The organism is Myxococcaceae bacterium JPH2 (assembly GCA_016458225.1).
GTDB lineage: Bacteria > Myxococcota > Myxococcia > Myxococcales > Myxococcaceae > Citreicoccus.
The window spans coordinates 219,412-235,094 of sequence record JAEMGR010000006.1 but is presented as its reverse complement, the minus strand read 5'-3'; the positions used below and the strand labels follow the sequence as shown (position 1 = coordinate 235,094).

The window sequence follows — 15,683 nt, the reverse complement described above, 5'->3', positions numbered from 1 at the left end:
GGCGTCTCGCTGCCCGCATCCGGAGTCACCGTGCCGGAGTCGGGCGTCTCGCTGCCCGCATCCGGAGTCACCGTGCCGGAGTCGGGCGTCTCGGAGCCCGCGTCCTTGATCTCCGTACCGGAGTCACGAATCTCGACGCTCGCGTCGGGCCGGGGGCTGCCGGCGTCTGGGGTGACTCCGGGCGATGAGTCATCACCACAGGCGGCCAACACCACCAGCAACGACGTCAGACATACTCGAAACAACTTCAAAGCGAGCCTCCGGTTCGCGGTAAAAATCCCCTCGTATCACAATTTCTCCAGGGCCGCCCCGGACTCCGAGGCTCGCGCGAGGAGACTCGGAGGTCTTCACGGATCGCAAGAAACTGGGGTCACAGTGGGTGCGATATCGACCCAGGGACGACGCGTCGTCGTGAGCTTGTGACAAACAATTCCCTTCTCGCGCATGCAAGGAATTGACGGGCAGGAGCTGGCCCATCTCGCTTCCCACGGCCCCACGTCGCGTGAGAACGGCTGGAGCCTTCTGGAGTGCCCCGTGAGGTCGCGGCAGCGCGGAACGCTGGCGCTACTCACGCCATAGAGGCTGGGTCGAGCAGCGGAATGCGCCACCGAACGAGCGGGAGATGGTGAAGTCCACGTACTCGACCTTCACGCCATGCCGAGCGATGGCGTCACCGATGCGCTGGAACACAGGGTCGGTGACGTAGACATCGGGAGAGATGGGCAGGCCGTTGGTCCCGAGCCGCGAGGCCTCATCCTCGGTGACCTCGATGCATTCCCAGTCGCGCAGGACCTCGGGGAGACCGTCGACGAGCGCCTCGCGGCACGCAACAAGCAATCCCTGACGCACCAGCCCCAGCGCGCAGTCGAGGTGGAGGAAGTTGTTCTTGAGCCGCACGGGCTCGACCACATAGCCCCGAGGCGCGAGCAGCTTGCGCAGGAAGGCCACCCCGGACTCCGACGAGGCGAGCCCGGAGAGGCCCACGAACACGTGCTTGCCCAGCACCAACGTGTCCCCGCCCTCCAGGAACGGGCCGACCTGAGGGCCCTTCGCGTCGATGGGCGCGGCATCGGGCTGCGGCACGGCCACGTAGCTGCACTCCGCCGGAAGGACCTCCTGCGCGAACAAGGTCCGGCACGGGAGCACTTCGCGGCGGCGGTGCAGGCTCCGCAGGCTGCCTTCGATGACGACGTCCCCCACCGTGAACCAGGGGTCGCGCACGTAGGAGTTGCTGTAGCCGTACTTGCCGCCGGCCTCCTTCTGAGACTCCGTCAGCAGCGACGGCAGCAGCACTCGCACGCCGTGCTTCTCCAAGACGGCCTGGAGCGCGAGTCGCTCACCCTCCCAAGCCTTCTGCCGCTCGGGCATGGCCTCGGCGTGGTCGCGCCCCACCAGGCGACGCGCAATCACGCGCTCGGCCTCGGGCAGGATGGCCAGCCGCGCTTCGAGCTGCGCCTCGGACATGACGCCCGCGTCCGAAATGCGAATCTGGCTGCGCGCGACCACCACGGTGCGCAGGGGCGCGAACTCGCTGGCCACGAAGACTCGTTTCGTCATTCGAGATTCCCTTCCGCTCTAGTTGGCGGAAGGGTGTTGCCCACAGTCCGCACTCAATCGCAAGCGGCGCGAAGAGGCTCAGGACATCGACTGTGCTCTGGGTGGACACCTACCCCGCAGCACCGCTGCGGGGGCTCGTGGGAATGGCGAACCGTGCCAGCCGAAAATGCCCAACCCGCTCAATCGCTGGCGGGCCCCCGTCAGACGTCTCCATCAATGGCGAAGGCCTGGATGAAGTCGAACGAGGTTCCGCCCACCGAGACGGTCTCGCCGCTCGTCTGGACGAGGAACAAGGCGTAGGTCTTGCTGACGTCCGTGACGACCACCATGCCCTCCATCTGGATGTAGCCCGCCTGCCGCTCGCCCAGGTTCCCCGTGGGGCAGATGCTCGTCGCCAACAGCGGCGTATTGGGCGAGGGCGGCGTGTTCTCCTGGTCCAACTCCAGATTGGCCATGAACAACGGGCCGCTCGTCACCGGGATTCCCAGCGAGACCACCACCCAGTACTTCCCAGGGAGATTGAACTGAAGGGACTGCCCCCACTTCGTCTCCACCGGAGTGAAGCAGCGGTTCTTCTCCAGGGGCATGTTCAACCGCTGCAGCCGGTCGCTTGGGATGTTGTTCGTGTATGGCAGGTAGGTGGTGCCATTCATCGTCGTCAGGTCGTAACGCGCCACCTGCAACGGATCCGGATCGTCGAGCTTGAAGATGTCGAGGCGATCCGACGTATCCCCACCCACGCCGAAGGACTCGGCGCTTCCGAGCGGATAGAGCCCCAAGCGGAGGAAGTAGACGTCATCGGTGTTCACCTCGATGAAGCCCGAGAAGTGGATGTAGCCGGTGATGCTGTTGTTCGCGGCCGCGACCCGCTGCATCAGCACCGGAGCATTGGCCACCTTGTGATGATCCCAATAGGCCCGGACGAGTTGCAGCATCGCCGCGGCCTGATTGCTTCCCGTTGACCGGTGATACGAGGTCCCGAGCGATGCATGGATGAAGTACCGCCCGGCGCTGAGGAACTGGAGCTGGCCCATCGAGCCGCTGATCTCCACGGCCCGGTTCGCGGACGAGTCCGCCAGGCGAATGACGAAGCCGCCATCCTTCCCTTGATGCGAGGCCCACAGGCGTTGAGCCGGAATGAAGGACTGGTAGTGGCGGGCGCTCAGCGGCGACAACGCGAGGTCCGAGACGGGCGCCGCCTGGAGCTGGACGACATGCACGAAACAGCGCGCGTCGGTCGCGAGGTCATACGAGCTGCCCGAGTCCTGAGCAAAGCGAACGATGTACGTCTCTCTCGCGTCCGCCACCGAGATGATGCCGCTCACCTGGATGATGCCGCCTCGGCCCTTCCCGGTGGCCACGCTCTCGTGAATCTCGATGTTGCCCGTCGAGGCGTTCTTGAGCGCGACCTGCGCCGTGTAGGGGTCCTCGGACTCTGCCACGGGAGGCGTCATGACCTGGACCGTGACGTAGTAGACCCCCGCCGACTGGAATTGGAACCCGTTCCCCTGCGCCGTGAGCGCGACGCAGCGGTGATTCAAGGTCGGCTCCGCCAACGCCAGGGTGGCGTTCAGCGAGCGGCTCGAGCTGATGCCGAGCGTTCTCGCCAGCGGGATGATGGCATGCGTCTGGGTCACCGGCTCGGAAATGGGCGGGAACCCCTCGGTCTTGATGGATGAGCCCTGCGGCATGCGCTGGTTCTTGAGCGGAACACCGTCGCGCCCGATCACCGTCACATCCGGGATGTTCCCCGGCAACTGCCGTCCCAAGGTGTAGACCGGCGGGAGCGCGTCTTGGGTGGGTGGGTAGTCGGGGTTCGACGCGATGGCGATGGCGTAGCGCCCCAGCACTGCCGTGTAGTAGCCCTCGGAGCCGGGCACGATGCTCGCGAACAGGTCCGGCTTGCCCGTGTAGATGTTGTGCGCGTGGAAGGTGCCGGCTTGATACCTCGCCACGGTCTGACAGCCGATGGCGACGACATCCTGGGGGTAGATGGCCTTGCCCGGGAAGTCGTCGAAGGAGCGCGGGACCGTCCGCTCGGCATCCTTCCACATCAGCATCGGGAACCAGTCCCGGAACATCGCCAGGAGGAACCCCGCGCAGCCCTGGATGGCCGAGACGAGGACCCGGTTGAAGACAGGCACACAGGCCGCCTGCCAGGTCGCGTAGCCCACGGGACTGGGATGCCCCGGGGGTGGGATGGGGAGCTTTGAATCGTTGTAGAAGCTGTCAAGCGTGTAGCCGGGCTGGATGTTCGGGGGGAGCGGATCCTCCTTCGACTCGAAGGAGAGCACGCGCGACAGGGCCCAATCATTCTGGTCGGCGTCCGTCAGCGCCAGGTTGTAGTTGGGGTGACCAATCCGAGCGGCGGCGGCGATGATCCACGCGGCGACGCCCGCCTCCGGCGTCTGCGTCGAAGGGTCGCCACCGAACGCGAAGCAGTTGTCCTGCGTCAGTGACCCGGAGCCCACCTTGAGCGCCTCCGGCTTCGTGTTGACGTAGTCCTGGGCCGCTGCCTCGAAGTCCTTGTGGAACACGTCCTTGGCCCCCGCGATGAAGTTGGGGAAGTTGTGGGCGTGCATCGGCTGCGTCAGGTCCTCGAAATAGTGGAGCGCGATGCCGAGGTAGTAGAAGAACTGGATCAGGTCTCGGATGTCTGGATTCGCGACGGCGAGTCGCTCGTACTGACCGAGATGAATGGCATTGACGGCGTAGATGGGCGCGACCTTCCCGGTCGGGTTGTTGCCATTGAGGCCCGTGTCGACGCTCTTCTTCGTGACGGGATTGTAGAAGTGGCTCTGCCACGTGCAGGTGCTGATCCACGGGTTGGACCAGTCGCAGTCATACAGGCCCTTCACCATCGCATCGTGGAAGATGGTGTTGTCTGTCCAGGGACGCTTGGAGTTGAGATCCGGAGTCACGCTGAACTTCAAGAACCTGGCGATGTGCAGGGCATCCGCCACCACTCGCGGGTCGGCTCCCGAGGGCCCGAGGTTCTCCAACAGCTCCAGAGCGCGATGGAGGAGCCACAAGTGGGTGGCGCTCCGCTCATCGAGAACGCTCTCCTCCGACCACATCACGTGATGGTGGCAGGCATACTGGAGCTGAGGGTCGGCGGCGTCTGGGTTTGACTCCGTCAGGGACTCAGGCGCGAGCTGTGTGGCTGGGGTGGTCATGAGCCGTCGCATTTGCAACGGTCGTACCGCCATGGCGCGCCTCGGGCTGACGAGCGCGCGGTGGCATGAGGCACGTGAAAACGCGTCGAGTGCGAACGCACCTGCGTCGGGGCGAAACGCGGAGGCAGGGAGGCCCTGAGGCTCCGGGGCGCGGCCCTGCCATCGCTAGCGCTTGGGCCTGCTGGGCGTGCTCGACTCGAAGCGAGCGCCCTGCTCCGCGACCTCCAGCGCGCGGCCCACCAGCTTCATGAGGTCCGCCTTGCCGCCTGACTCGGTCCAGGCTTCCATCGCGGCGAAGACGGCGGTGACGAGGATGGCGCTGGTCACCTTCAGCTCGAAGTCGAGGGCCTTGCGCTTGGACCGCTTGGCGAGCAACTCCTGGAGCAGCCGGGCGCTGCGCTCGCGGTCCAGCAGGGCCGCGGCGCGCAAGGCGGGGACTTCGAGCGTCAGCTTCGCTCGGGCCATCATGAAGCCGCGGTCCTCCTCCGCCAGGATGGAGCGGAGCATCGCCTCGATGGCCTGACGAATGGCCGTGAAGGGGGGCTCGTCCGGGGGTCTCGACTCCAGCAGGCGGATGAAGAGCGGATCGTACTCGTCCCCGACGAGGGCTTCCTTGTTCGGGAAGTAATTGAAGAGCGTGCCGAGCGAGACGTCCGCCGCGCGGGCGATCTCCTCGGTCGTCGTCTGGTCGTACCCCTGCTGCGTGAAGAGCTGGAGGGCCGCGCGTTGAATGGCCGCGCGCGTGGCCCGCTTCTTCCGCTCGCGCAGACCTTCCACGGGAGGCGTCGTCGGCGTGGGAGGGCTCAGGAGTGTCTCCGCATGGGCTGGACTCTACCCTGCGCACTCCTGCACACGAGCGCGAACGTCGGTCAGGTTGCGGCTCAGGCATCCGGCGGCGGCGGCCACGGGCCACAGGCGCGTGGCCAGGTTCCGCGCGCGGATTCCATACCCCGTGGCCGGGACGAGCAGCGAGGCCGCCAGCGTGCTGTTGCGCTGCTTGGGCGCCACCCAGGTCCGGTGGTCGGCCTCGTACTGACGGAAGGCCAGGCGGTGGTCGCTCGGATGCGCGGCCAGCGCCTTCGCCAGCGTGAAGGCTCCAGCCATGGCCAGCGAGGAACCGTCGCCAAACAGCGAGATGCAAGACGCGGCGTCTCCCAGCAGCGCGATGCGGCCGTTGGCCCACTGGGACAAGCGCACCTGGCTGACGGAATCGAAGTAGAGCTCGGAGGTGGCTTGGATGGACCGCCGCAGCTCGGGGACTCGCCACGTGTCGTCCGAGAACGCGTCCGTCAGCAACCGCTTGTGCTGGGGGGTGTCGCGGTGGTCAAAGCCCTCTTCGAGCGGGGCTCGGAACATGAACGCCGCCAGCGCCTTGCCTCGCGACGGATGGAGGGAGATGGCCCGGCCCGGCGTGTTGTACAGGATGACCTCTCGCGCATCGTCGAGCGGTCGTTCCAGCGGCAGGGTCGCGATGAAGATGCCCATGTGCCGCACGAAGTCCGACTCGGGACCGAAGGCCAGACGACGCACCGCCGAGTGCAAGCCGTCCGCGCCAATCACCAGGTCGAACCGACGCGCCCCGGCCTGTCCGAGGGTGACGTCCACGCCGTGCGCGTCCTGGCTCAGCCCGGTGATGGAGTCGCCGAAGAGGAACTCCGCCGAGTCCTGGCTCGCCTGATACAGGATGGTGGCGAGATCGCCGCGAGGCAGCTCCACCTCGCGGCTCCCGCTCGCGCGCTGGAGGGCCCGCAGGTTGACCCGGCCCACCTCGTGCCCCGAGCCATCGATGAAGCTCAAGGCCGAGACCTGCGTGGCCGCGTCGCGCAGGCGGGGCATGAGGCCCATCTGCTCGGCCACCGCCACCGCGGGCCCTCGGACGTCCACGGGGCTGCCACTGGAGCGCAGCGCGGCGCCGCGCTCTACCACGGTAGGACGGAAGCCGCGCCGTGCCAGCCAGTACGCCAGCGTGGGCCCTGCGATGCCTGCTCCGGAGATCAATACGGTCGGGTGGCTCATGCTGCGCTCCTGTCGGTGTCTCAGCCACCATCCTGGGCGGCGGCTAAATTTGTAGCGACTTCAAAAATAAAATCACTACAATCTCTCCAGCCACTTCGACGCACACAGCCGTCCCCAAGGGAGTCCCGCCCTGCCAACAGCTCGACAGGCCGAGGCCATGCGTCCCATTCCCGGACAGGCCACGCCTCCGAGAAGAGCATCCATTCGGCCCATCAAAATCCAACCGGGCGCCACCCCTCCGGGCACCCTGGACACCAGACACACCGCGAGTAACATTCGCAACGCCTCTCAAGCCAAGGAGTCCCAGATGCTGCGCAAGCTCGTTTGTGGAGTCGCGGTGAGTTTCGCCTTCGTGGTGGGAATGGCTGTCCTTTCGTCCTCGCAGAGCGCCGCGAGCGAAGTCTCGATGAATGATGCGGCACTCGTTTCAACCGCGCCTGGCAGCGAGGCCTCGGATGAGAGCGGTCTCGAGCCGGCCCGGCTGCTGGGCTGCTGCACGGGAGATGGGCAGTTCTGCATCAACACGGCGGCCTGTCAGGCTCGCGGCGCCGGCGTCTGCGGCGCGCCCTGTAACTAGACACCCGATACCCAGACATCAGGGCCCTGGGTCGCGTTCTCCAGGGCGCTGGCGTCATGGCGCATGCCCTATCTGTTCAGTTCGCGCAATACCCCCAGAAAGGGAGGGCGAAATCTGCAGCCCGGACCTATGGAGAGGGTCCCACATGCGAACCGTCGGGGTTGCCTGACCAGGAGATGAGGATGCTCCGTTCCATGACGCATTCTGCCCAGGAGCAAGTGCTCCGGGAGCGGGTCATCACGACCCTCCACAGCTCGCTGTCCCTCACGGACTCGCTCGAAGCCGCGCGAGAGCCCCTGCTGGAGCTCATCCCGGCCGACGCCTTCGCCATGTGCCTCATGCGGGTCTCACCGGAGCTGAGCTTCCAGTGGCTCGTCCCGGGTCCGCCCATCCCTCTCATGGCGGAGTACGCCAGCCTGTCCGACCACGACTTCGTCCGGCCGCCCATCTTCGCGCAGCCCAACGTGGTCTTCCGCGATCCGGAGATGCTGACTCGCAAGGAGTACGACCACAACCTGCTCTACCAACGCAGCCGCGAGCTGGGTCTGGGCCTGGAGCACGTCATGGCCGTCCTGCTCCCCATTGGCCCCGGCTTCGTCTGCGCGGTCGCGCTCTACCGCACCCGGCGCCGCGCGTTCTCCGCGCAGTGTGCCAACAAGCTCTCCAGATTGACCGCGACGCTTGGGGATGCGGTGCGCAACTGCACGGACTTCGAGGCCTACACCACCGGCGCGCGCCTCCTGGAAGGGCTCTACAACCACCCAGACAGGGCGTTCCTCATCGTGGAGCCCCACCGGCATGAGGTGGCGCGTTCCCAATACGCGACCACCCTCCTGGAGCGCTGGTTCGCCCGGTCCGACTTCGCCTCCTCGGGACTTCCTTGCGTGCTCGAGGACCACCTGGCGGCCCTGGTTGGCATGCCTCCGGACCTGCGTCACGGCCGGGACACGTGGGTCATCCTCCATGACGATGTCTACCGCCTGGTCCGGTTCCTCGAGCTGCCCGCTGCCGAGGGCCCTCGGCAGTGGGCCCTCCTGATGCACGAGATCCCCACCTCCATCCCGCTCCCCATGGAGATGCGGCGCAAGCTCACACCTCAGCAAGCCAAGATTGCGGAGTACGTGCTCCGCAACTGGCAAGTTGGAGCCATCGCCGGGGAGCTGCACATCTCGGAGTACACCGTGGAGACCCACATGCGAGAGATTCGCAACCGGCTGGGAGTCGACAGCCGCGCGGACCTCATCTACCAGGCCGCGCGTCTCAACCGGCCTGTCTGAGACAAGGGGCCTGCGCTATCCCGCGAGTCGGTAGCGGACGGGCTCCTCCTCCGCGCGGAAGATGTTCGGGTAGAGGTTCCGGACGACCCGCGCCGAGAGGAGGATGGCCGCCCGGTCCTCCGGAGCCGTCAGCCCTCCGAGCACGCGCGACATCTCGTCCACGTGGTCTCCGTCGAGCTCCCCGTGGCTGCGCAGGAACGTCACCGACTTGTGGATGTTGGGAATGGCCGCGACCTCCAGCAAGCGCGCCGCCCCCACTCCCGCCCGCGTCTGCGAGAGGTACTCCAGCACATACGCGGTCCCCAGGACCGCCGTGGGCACGCCCGAGCGTGACGTGAAGAAGTTCCATCCGGTGTAGGCGTCCACCGCGGGGCTCCGCGTCGCCGCCTCCACCTGCGCTCGCGAGCACCCCAGGTTCTTCAGGTCGGACAGCAACCACCGCTCGTGGCCCCGCTCCTCGCCCGCCTTCTGGATGAGCAGCTCCGCCAGCTCCGGGTTCCGGCCCGAGCGCTTCAGCCGCACGCCCGCATCACCGAGGATCGGCGTGCTCCAGCGGGCATAGTGATACGTCTGGATGAGATAGTGGATGTAACCCGCGGTGTCGATGGTGCCATTGAAGAGGCGGCTGGCGTCCGGATGCGCATCCACGGCCGCCACGAGTCCTCGCGCCTCTTCGTCCAGCACCGCCACCCACTGCGTCCCCGACTGATTCTGCGTCTGCGTTTGCACGGACGTCTCCTGTCCTGGCGCGGGCTCGCGCCTGGCTGCTGCGTGTTGAAAGTGAAGGGAAAGAAGGATTCGCCCCAGGCCTAGACGGCGGGGCTCACGCGGGGGTGCAGCGCCTGGAAGCGAGCCAGGGTCGCCGCCGGGACCTCATCGAGCGTGACGATGAGCGGCAGCGTGAACCAGTCGAAGTAGGCGTCGTAGAGCGGCTTCGCGATGAAGCGCGCGCCCAGCTTCTTGGCGAAGAGCAACGGCGCCTTGGGCAGCCGCAGCCCCTCCAGCCTCCCCTGCTCCGCCTGCGCTCGCTCGTCGGGCGTGTAGAAGGGGCTGCGCGGATGCGTCGAGGCCTGCCACGGGTCGGGCACCTCGACCCGCCAGCGAGAACTCACCCAGCCCTTGGACTCGGCCACCCGCCAGGACAGCCGCGCGTCGTCGTGCGAGTCCGTCTCCAGGTTCGCGGACCCAATCCAGTGCGTCACCCCGCGCCGACGACTCTCGGCATAGAGCCCCGCCTGGAGCCACGCGAGCGCCTCCGAGCGCCGCCACTGCGGCAACACGCAGAAGCGCGAGGGCTCCGCGAACACCCGCTCTGGCCCGAAGAGGCTCGAGAGGTCCAAGCGCTGCTCCATGTCGAGGCCGGTCGTCCCTCCCGCGTTGGCCGCCACCTCCGCGTTCGGCAGCAGCAGTCGAACGGTCGCCACGGCCTCGGTGCCGGCGTAGACGTTCACATGCAACGTGGTGTCGAGCGTGTCGAAGCACGTCACTTCGCGCCGCGACGGGGATGCCTTGCCCGACAGCAATCCCAGCTCTCCTCCAAACACCGACCAGCGGATACGGGCTGCGTCATCCAAATCCCGCTGGGTGGTGGCAACACGCCAGCGCCATTCTCTGCACGGCATAGGACTCTCCTGGTAGCGAGACGAGGTCGGTGTCTCACCGCCTCTGCACCTTCTTTCGCGGCCGTGGGCTGAAGTTCGAGCCGGCTCGTTATCTGGCGCGAACCGAACATCCGCACGCGCCCTTCCGCGACTGGAAACACCTGGGGTCCGCGAGCCCCGTGTCAATACCGTCCCCGAGGGATCCTCCTGGTTCGAGGAATGGGCCAGAACCCGCGGTACCCGGTCGCTCTTCTTCATGACGACCCGGGGGAGGGGCATGGCGTCATGAATCCGAACGAGGCGCATCTGCTGAAGGAGCTTCAACGGCAGCGCACCCGGCTTCTGGACCTGAGCACATCCAACCGGCTCCTCCACTTCAGACACACCGCGAGGACGTCGCTGCGCGTGGTGGATGAGCTGCCCGGCATCATCTTCGAACGCCTGAGCAATCACCGTGTGCTCACGTTCCTGCCCATCCCCGAGCCCGCGCGCGCGACACCTCTCCAGGACTCCGGCGTGCTCACGATGAAGGCGGTCGAGTCACCCGCGGCCTCACGGCAACGCCTGGCCTTGCAAGAGGCCGAGCGCCTGGGCATCGACACCCGGTTCGACTTGCCGCTGGCGCCAGCGGATGAGCCCGCCTCGCGAAAGCACCACGACCGACACCTCCAGACGCTCTTCTTCCCCGAGGAGCTGGAGGCACACCTGCACAAGCTCCAAGGGCTCGCGCAGATCGCCATCCAGGAGACGGGAGCCAACCTGCTCCACATGGTCTTCGGATTCCTTCGGTGGTTCGAGGCCGCCGATCGCCACCAGGAGAAGCCTCACAGCGCACCCTTGCTGCTCATGCCCGTGAGCCTCAAGCGAGGACCCGCCGACGCGCGCACCCAGGTCCATGCCTACGAGGTGGACTACAACGAGGGCGAGTCCATCGAGCTGAACCTCACGCTCAGCGAGAAGCTGAAGCAGGAGTTCGGGATCGCGCTGCCCCCCTTCACGCCCGAGGAGGGACTGGAAGCCTATTTCGCAAAGGTGAATGCACTGCTCCAGGAAGTGCGCCCGGGCTGGGGCCTGGAACGACAAGTCACCGTGACGCTGTTGTCTTTCGGACGCCTCCTCATGTGGAGGGACCTGGAGCCCAGCCGCTGGCCCCAGACGAGCCCCTTGCTGGCCAGCCCTCAAGTGCAGACCCTGCTCGGAGCCCGAAGCGAAGCACTCCCCTCAGGAGATGCGACGGCGGGCCGCGCAGCGCGACGCGGCGAGGTCTATGACCTGGACACGCCCGCGCTCGCAGCGCAGCTCCCGCCCCTCATCATGGACGCGGACAGCAGTCAGCACAGCGTCCTGGTCGATGTACTGCGCGGCGAGAGCCTGGTCGTGCAGGGCCCGCCTGGCACCGGCAAGTCCCAGACCATCACCAATCTCATCGGCGCCGCGCTCGCCGCGGGAAAGACCGTGCTCTTCGTCACCCAGAAGCTGGCCGCGCTAGAGGTCGTGTCGCGGCGCCTTCAGGAGGCAGGCCTCGGGGACTTCTGTCTGGAGCTGCACAGCCACAAGACCCAGAAGCAACAGTTCATGGAGGACCTGCGCAGGCGCGTGGGACGCCGTCATGCCGCCGTGACGAGCAGCACCTTGGGAGCCCAGGTCTCGACTGCCATTGGCAACCTGCGAGCGCACACCGAGCGGCTCCACAAGCCCTTCGGGGCACTCGGCGTGTCTCCGCATGACATCTTCTGGAAGGTGGGGCGCGCCGAGTCGGAACTCCAGGCCGCGCTCGCGGAAGTGAAGGACCTCCGGTTCGCGACCGCGGAGACGCTGTCAGCCTCGACACTGGATGAGCTTCGCGAAGCGGTCCGTGGGCTCGCGGCGCAGTTGGCGGAGATTCGGCGGATCGCCCCACTGCCCTCGGACCATCCCTGGTTCGGCGTCACGAATCCTCGCCTCTCCGAGCGGGACTGCCATCAGCTCATCGAACGGGTGGTGGCCTGGGAGGAAGCCGGGCTGCGATTGGGGAAGAGCGTGGAGTCCTTCGCGCCGCTCACGGGCGTCCACCTGCGCGACAGCGCGCTCGCCGCGGATGCCCTGGTGTCCACGGTGCAGCTCCTCTCTGCGCCACCCAGCGAGAGCATCCCCGGGCTGATGCCGGCCCTCCTCGACACCATGAGACGAGAAGCGCTGCGCTCACTCCTCGATGCCATCGAGTCGGTGCAGCGGAAGTGGACGGACCTGGAAGCGGGCTGGCGCCCACGCGAGGACCTGACCACGGCGGTCCTGCGCACCGCGGAGTCAGGGGTCGAAACGTGCCTGCGCCTCTTCACGCCCGACACCTCCCTGGTCACCGTCGGACGTGCGCGTGAGTCCGTCGAGCAGGCCGTGCTGGCGGTGGCGTCGGGAGCGGCCTTCGCGGAGGCCCTCACGCCAGGACTCGGCCTGGAAGGGCCCCTGCGGCCTCCGGAGCTCCAGGCACTCGCCCGGGTCGTGGATGCGATGGCCGAGCTGGATGAGAGCACCCTCGAGTGGCGAGAGGCGCGGTGGCTCCCCCGTGAAGCGGAAGACCTGCTGCGGTCCGCGGCAAGCACGTGCGCGGACCTGAAGGAACAATCGCGGGCGCTCGCGGTCCGGTTCATGCCCGACCTCGTCCCGCCCCTGGCGACGCTGAGGGCGCATGCGGTCGCGGTCGCCACCCCGCCCTTCATCCCCTGGTTGTCGAAGGGCTGGCGTGCCGCGCGGCGCGATTTCCGAGCCATGGCCCATGGCGTCCGCCCGTCACGGCCCACGCTCATCCAGGCGTACAACGACTTGCTGGCCCACCACGCGGCAAGGCAGCGCTTCGAGGAGGATGCCGCGCTGAAGGACCTGCTGGGGACTCGATTCCAGGGCGTCGAGACCCGCTTCGATCGAATCCTCGCGTGGGTGGATGTCTATCGAAAGGTGGATGCCCTGGCGCTGCCGCTGGGGGACGCAGGCGCTGCGTTCGCCCGAGCGGCGAGGGAGCTGCCCGCGAGCTCTTGGCGCGAGGCCCTCGCCAAAGCCAGGGTGCGCGGCGACGACCATCTCCGGGCCCGGGACGTCGGCACGACGGTTCAAGCGGCGGCGACCCGCATGAATCTGCCCAACGCGCCGTGGAACACCGACCCTGCATCAAAGACGCACGCCAGCCTGGAAGCACTCCAGCGACATCTGGACGAAGTGCTGGGATGGGCACGCCAGGGAAGTGCGGCCCCTGAGCTGTCGCTGTCTCAGCTTCTCGCGCGGGTACGGAGCCTCCGGGAAGCCTGTGAAGCGGCGGACCAGTTGGTGGAGCACTCCGCGGCGGCGCAGCTCCTCGGCGTGGCGTATCAAGGCAGAAAGACCTCCACCTCCGGCGCTCGGCGTGCGTTGCAGTATGCCGATGAGGTCATCGCCGCGCCCCTTCCGGCGGGCCTGGCGGACTGGCTGCTCCGTGAGGACACCTCACGGCGACATGCGACGCTGAGCGCCTGTGCTCGCGACCTGGCAACGCGACTTGGCGACTACCGGGAGTGCGCGAGCCAGACGTGGAGTCTGGCCGGAATGTCCCCAGGGACCTGGGAAGACGCCGCCTCCGAGGCGCCACTCACCGGAACGGTGAAGCGGTTGCAACGTGCGAAGACCCGAGCGTCCACCCTTCCCGGCTGGGCCGCGTATCAGCGCCAGCGCCACGCGGTCGCACGCCTGCACGGGGCCGAAGCGTTCCTCGAGCGCATCGACTTGCGCCCCTCCCTCGCGGCGTCGCAGGTGGGCACCGCCTTCGAGGCCGTCTTCTTCCGCTCGTTGGCCGAGGCCGTGCTGCGAGACGAACCCGAACTCGACGCGTTCACCGGAGCCATGCAGACGGCCCGGAGAGAGGACTTCGCGCGACTGGACGCGGAATGCATCCGGCAACAAGGTCCGAGCCTCGCCCGTCAGCTCGGCCGCCGTCACGTCCCCGCTGGCGTGCATTCAACGAAGGTGGCGGGCCTGACGGAGATCCACCTCATCCAGCATGAGCTGGGCAAGAAGCAGCGCCACGTCCCCATTCGCGAGCTGGTCCAGCGCGCGGGCAATGCACTCCAGGCACTGATGCCCTGCTTCATGATGGGCCCGCAGTCCGTCTCCCAATACCTGCCTCCAGGCCAACTGCAGTTCGACCTCGTGGTGATGGACGAGGCCAGCCAGCTGCGTCCGGAGGACGCGCTCGGGGCCATCGCGCGCGGCAGGCAACTCGTCGTGGTGGGGGACCCGGAGCAGCTCCCGCCGACGAGCTTCTTTGCTCAGCTCGAACACGAGGACAGCGACTCGAACGACGACGCCGAGGGTGGACAGGAGGCACGCGGCCCCTCGCTGTTGGACGAGTCCGAGAGCATCCTCGTGGCGGCGGCGCAGTGCTTCCCCATGCGGATGCTGCGGTGGCACTACCGCTCCAGGCATCCGGCGCTCATCGCCTTCAGCAACAAGGAGTTCTACGACGGGGACCTGATTGTCTTCCCGGCACCCGGCATGCACCTGGACGGCCTGGGCGTCCACTTTCGCCGCGTGGAGGACGGACTCTATGAGTCCAACCGCAATGAGCCCGAGGCCCGCGCGGTCGTCGAGGCGGTGAAGGAGCACGCGCGCACCCGACCGCAAGAGAGCCTGCTGGTCGTCACGCTGAACTCGAAGCAGCGCGACCTCATCGACGAGTACGTGGCAGCGGAAGAGAAGAAGGACAAGGACCTCGCGGCCTTCTTGGCGCGCTGGGCCCACTCTCCCCTGCCCTTCGAGGTGAAGAACCTGGAGAACGTCCAGGGCGACGAGCGGGACGCGGTCTTCGTCTCGGTCACGTTCGGCCCAGATCGGGAGAGACGCTTCCGCAAGAACTTCGGGCCCATCAATCAAGCCGATGGTTACCGGCGATTGAACGTCCTCTTCACCCGCGCCCGGTGCGCCTTGACGGTGTTCGCGTCCTTCGACCCCACGGACCTCGAGTTGAGTGAGAGCAGTCCCCGGGGGATGCGCGTCCTGCAGAGGTATCTCCTCGAGGCGCAGGGCGCGGTGGTGGCGCATGGGGTTGGCAGCGGGCGACCTCCGGACTCGGACTTCGAGGTCGCTGTCGCGAAGGCACTCGCGGACCATCACTACGAGGTCGTGCCTCAGGTCGGTGTCGCGGGCTACTTCATCGACCTGGCCATCCGGCATCCCCTGCACCCGGGGCGCTACATCCTCGGCGTGGAGTGCGATGGCGCGCGGTATCACAGCTCACGCTCAGCCCGAGACCGCGACCGCCTGAGAGACCAGGTGTTGATGGGCTTGGGATGGAAGCTCCACCGCATCTGGTCCACGGACTGGTTCCGGTCCCCCGAGGAGAGCGTGGCGCGGATCCTCGAACGAATCGAGACCCTGCTCCGAGAGGAAGACGCGGCGAGATTGCCTCCCGTCGTCCCTGAAGAAGCTCCCGCGGAAAACCAGATGCGCGCGGTCAGTGTTTGACCAGGAGACAGCC

At 67.1% G+C, this 15,683-nt stretch carries 10 protein-coding genes; 3 read left to right on the top strand and 7 right to left on the bottom strand.

The window, feature by feature from the left end; all coding sequences use genetic code 11:
- From JGU66_13600 to JGU66_13580, 5 genes are all read right to left on the bottom strand, one after another.
- The coding region (locus JGU66_13600) for an invertase recombinase-like protein (GenBank protein ID MBJ6761804.1) at positions 1–251 on the bottom strand (251 nt) is incomplete at its 3' end.
- A 313-nt stretch (positions 252–564) separates the two neighbouring features.
- Complete coding sequence (locus JGU66_13595; GenBank protein ID MBJ6761803.1) at positions 565–1,557, bottom strand: amidinotransferase; 993 nt, start codon at positions 1,555–1,557, stop codon at positions 565–567.
- 200 nt (positions 1,558–1,757) lie between these two features.
- Positions 1,758–4,733, bottom strand: a complete 2,976-nt coding sequence (locus JGU66_13590) for a hypothetical protein (protein ID MBJ6761802.1) — start codon at positions 4,731–4,733, stop codon at positions 1,758–1,760.
- A 165-nt stretch (positions 4,734–4,898) separates the two neighbouring features.
- Positions 4,899–5,510: a TetR family transcriptional regulator gene (locus JGU66_13585; protein ID MBJ6761801.1), complete on the bottom strand. Its 612-nt coding sequence runs from the start codon at positions 5,508–5,510 to the stop codon at positions 4,899–4,901.
- A gap of 54 nt (positions 5,511–5,564) precedes the next feature.
- Complete coding sequence (locus JGU66_13580; GenBank protein ID MBJ6761800.1) at positions 5,565–6,749, bottom strand: FAD-dependent monooxygenase; 1,185 nt, start codon at positions 6,747–6,749, stop codon at positions 5,565–5,567.
- Positions 6,750–7,056: 307 nt separating this feature from the next.
- Between JGU66_13580 and JGU66_13575 the strand changes: the two genes are divergently transcribed.
- Entirely contained in the window at positions 7,057–7,326 is a 270-nt protein-coding gene (locus JGU66_13575) for a hypothetical protein (GenBank protein ID MBJ6761799.1), read from the top strand.
- Positions 7,327–7,520: 194 nt separating this feature from the next.
- On the top strand, positions 7,521–8,603 hold the full coding sequence (locus JGU66_13570; GenBank protein MBJ6761798.1) for a helix-turn-helix transcriptional regulator: 1,083 nt from the start codon (positions 7,521–7,523) through the stop codon (positions 8,601–8,603).
- A 15-nt stretch (positions 8,604–8,618) separates the two neighbouring features.
- Here the strand turns inward: JGU66_13570 and JGU66_13565 are convergent, their stop codons facing one another.
- Together JGU66_13565 and JGU66_13560 are read right to left on the bottom strand one after the other, a co-directional pair.
- Positions 8,619–9,332, bottom strand: coding sequence for an iron-containing redox enzyme family protein (locus tag JGU66_13565; GenBank protein MBJ6761797.1), 714 nt, complete (start codon positions 9,330–9,332; stop codon positions 8,619–8,621).
- A gap of 80 nt (positions 9,333–9,412) precedes the next feature.
- Positions 9,413–10,225, bottom strand: a complete 813-nt coding sequence (locus JGU66_13560) for a GNAT family N-acetyltransferase (protein MBJ6761796.1) — start codon at positions 10,223–10,225, stop codon at positions 9,413–9,415.
- Positions 10,226–10,489: 264 nt separating this feature from the next.
- Between JGU66_13560 and JGU66_13555 the strand changes: the two genes are divergently transcribed.
- The gene (locus tag JGU66_13555; protein MBJ6761795.1) at positions 10,490–15,670 is read left to right on the top strand and encodes a DUF4011 domain-containing protein; all 5,181 of its coding nucleotides are present in this window, start codon (positions 10,490–10,492) and stop codon (positions 15,668–15,670) included.
- Positions 15,671–15,683: the final 13 nt, after the last annotated feature.

Bases quoted from the DNA above. Each gene is read 5' to 3' on its own strand.
- JGU66_13595 (MBJ6761803.1), bottom strand. From the start codon at position 1,557: ATGACGAAACGAGTCTTCGTGGCCAGCGAGTTCGCGCCCCTGCGCACC.
- JGU66_13590 (MBJ6761802.1), bottom strand. From the start codon at position 4,733: ATGACCACCCCAGCCACACAGCTCGCGCCTGAGTCCCTGACGGAGTCA.
- JGU66_13580 (MBJ6761800.1), bottom strand. From the start codon at position 6,749: ATGAGCCACCCGACCGTATTGATCTCCGGAGCAGGCATCGCAGGGCCC.
- JGU66_13575 (MBJ6761799.1), top strand. From the start codon at position 7,057: ATGCTGCGCAAGCTCGTTTGTGGAGTCGCGGTGAGTTTCGCCTTCGTG.
- JGU66_13570 (MBJ6761798.1), top strand. From the start codon at position 7,521: ATGACGCATTCTGCCCAGGAGCAAGTGCTCCGGGAGCGGGTCATCACG.
- JGU66_13560 (MBJ6761796.1), bottom strand. From the start codon at position 10,225: ATGCCGTGCAGAGAATGGCGCTGGCGTGTTGCCACCACCCAGCGGGAT.
- JGU66_13555 (MBJ6761795.1), top strand. From the start codon at position 10,490: ATGAATCCGAACGAGGCGCATCTGCTGAAGGAGCTTCAACGGCAGCGC.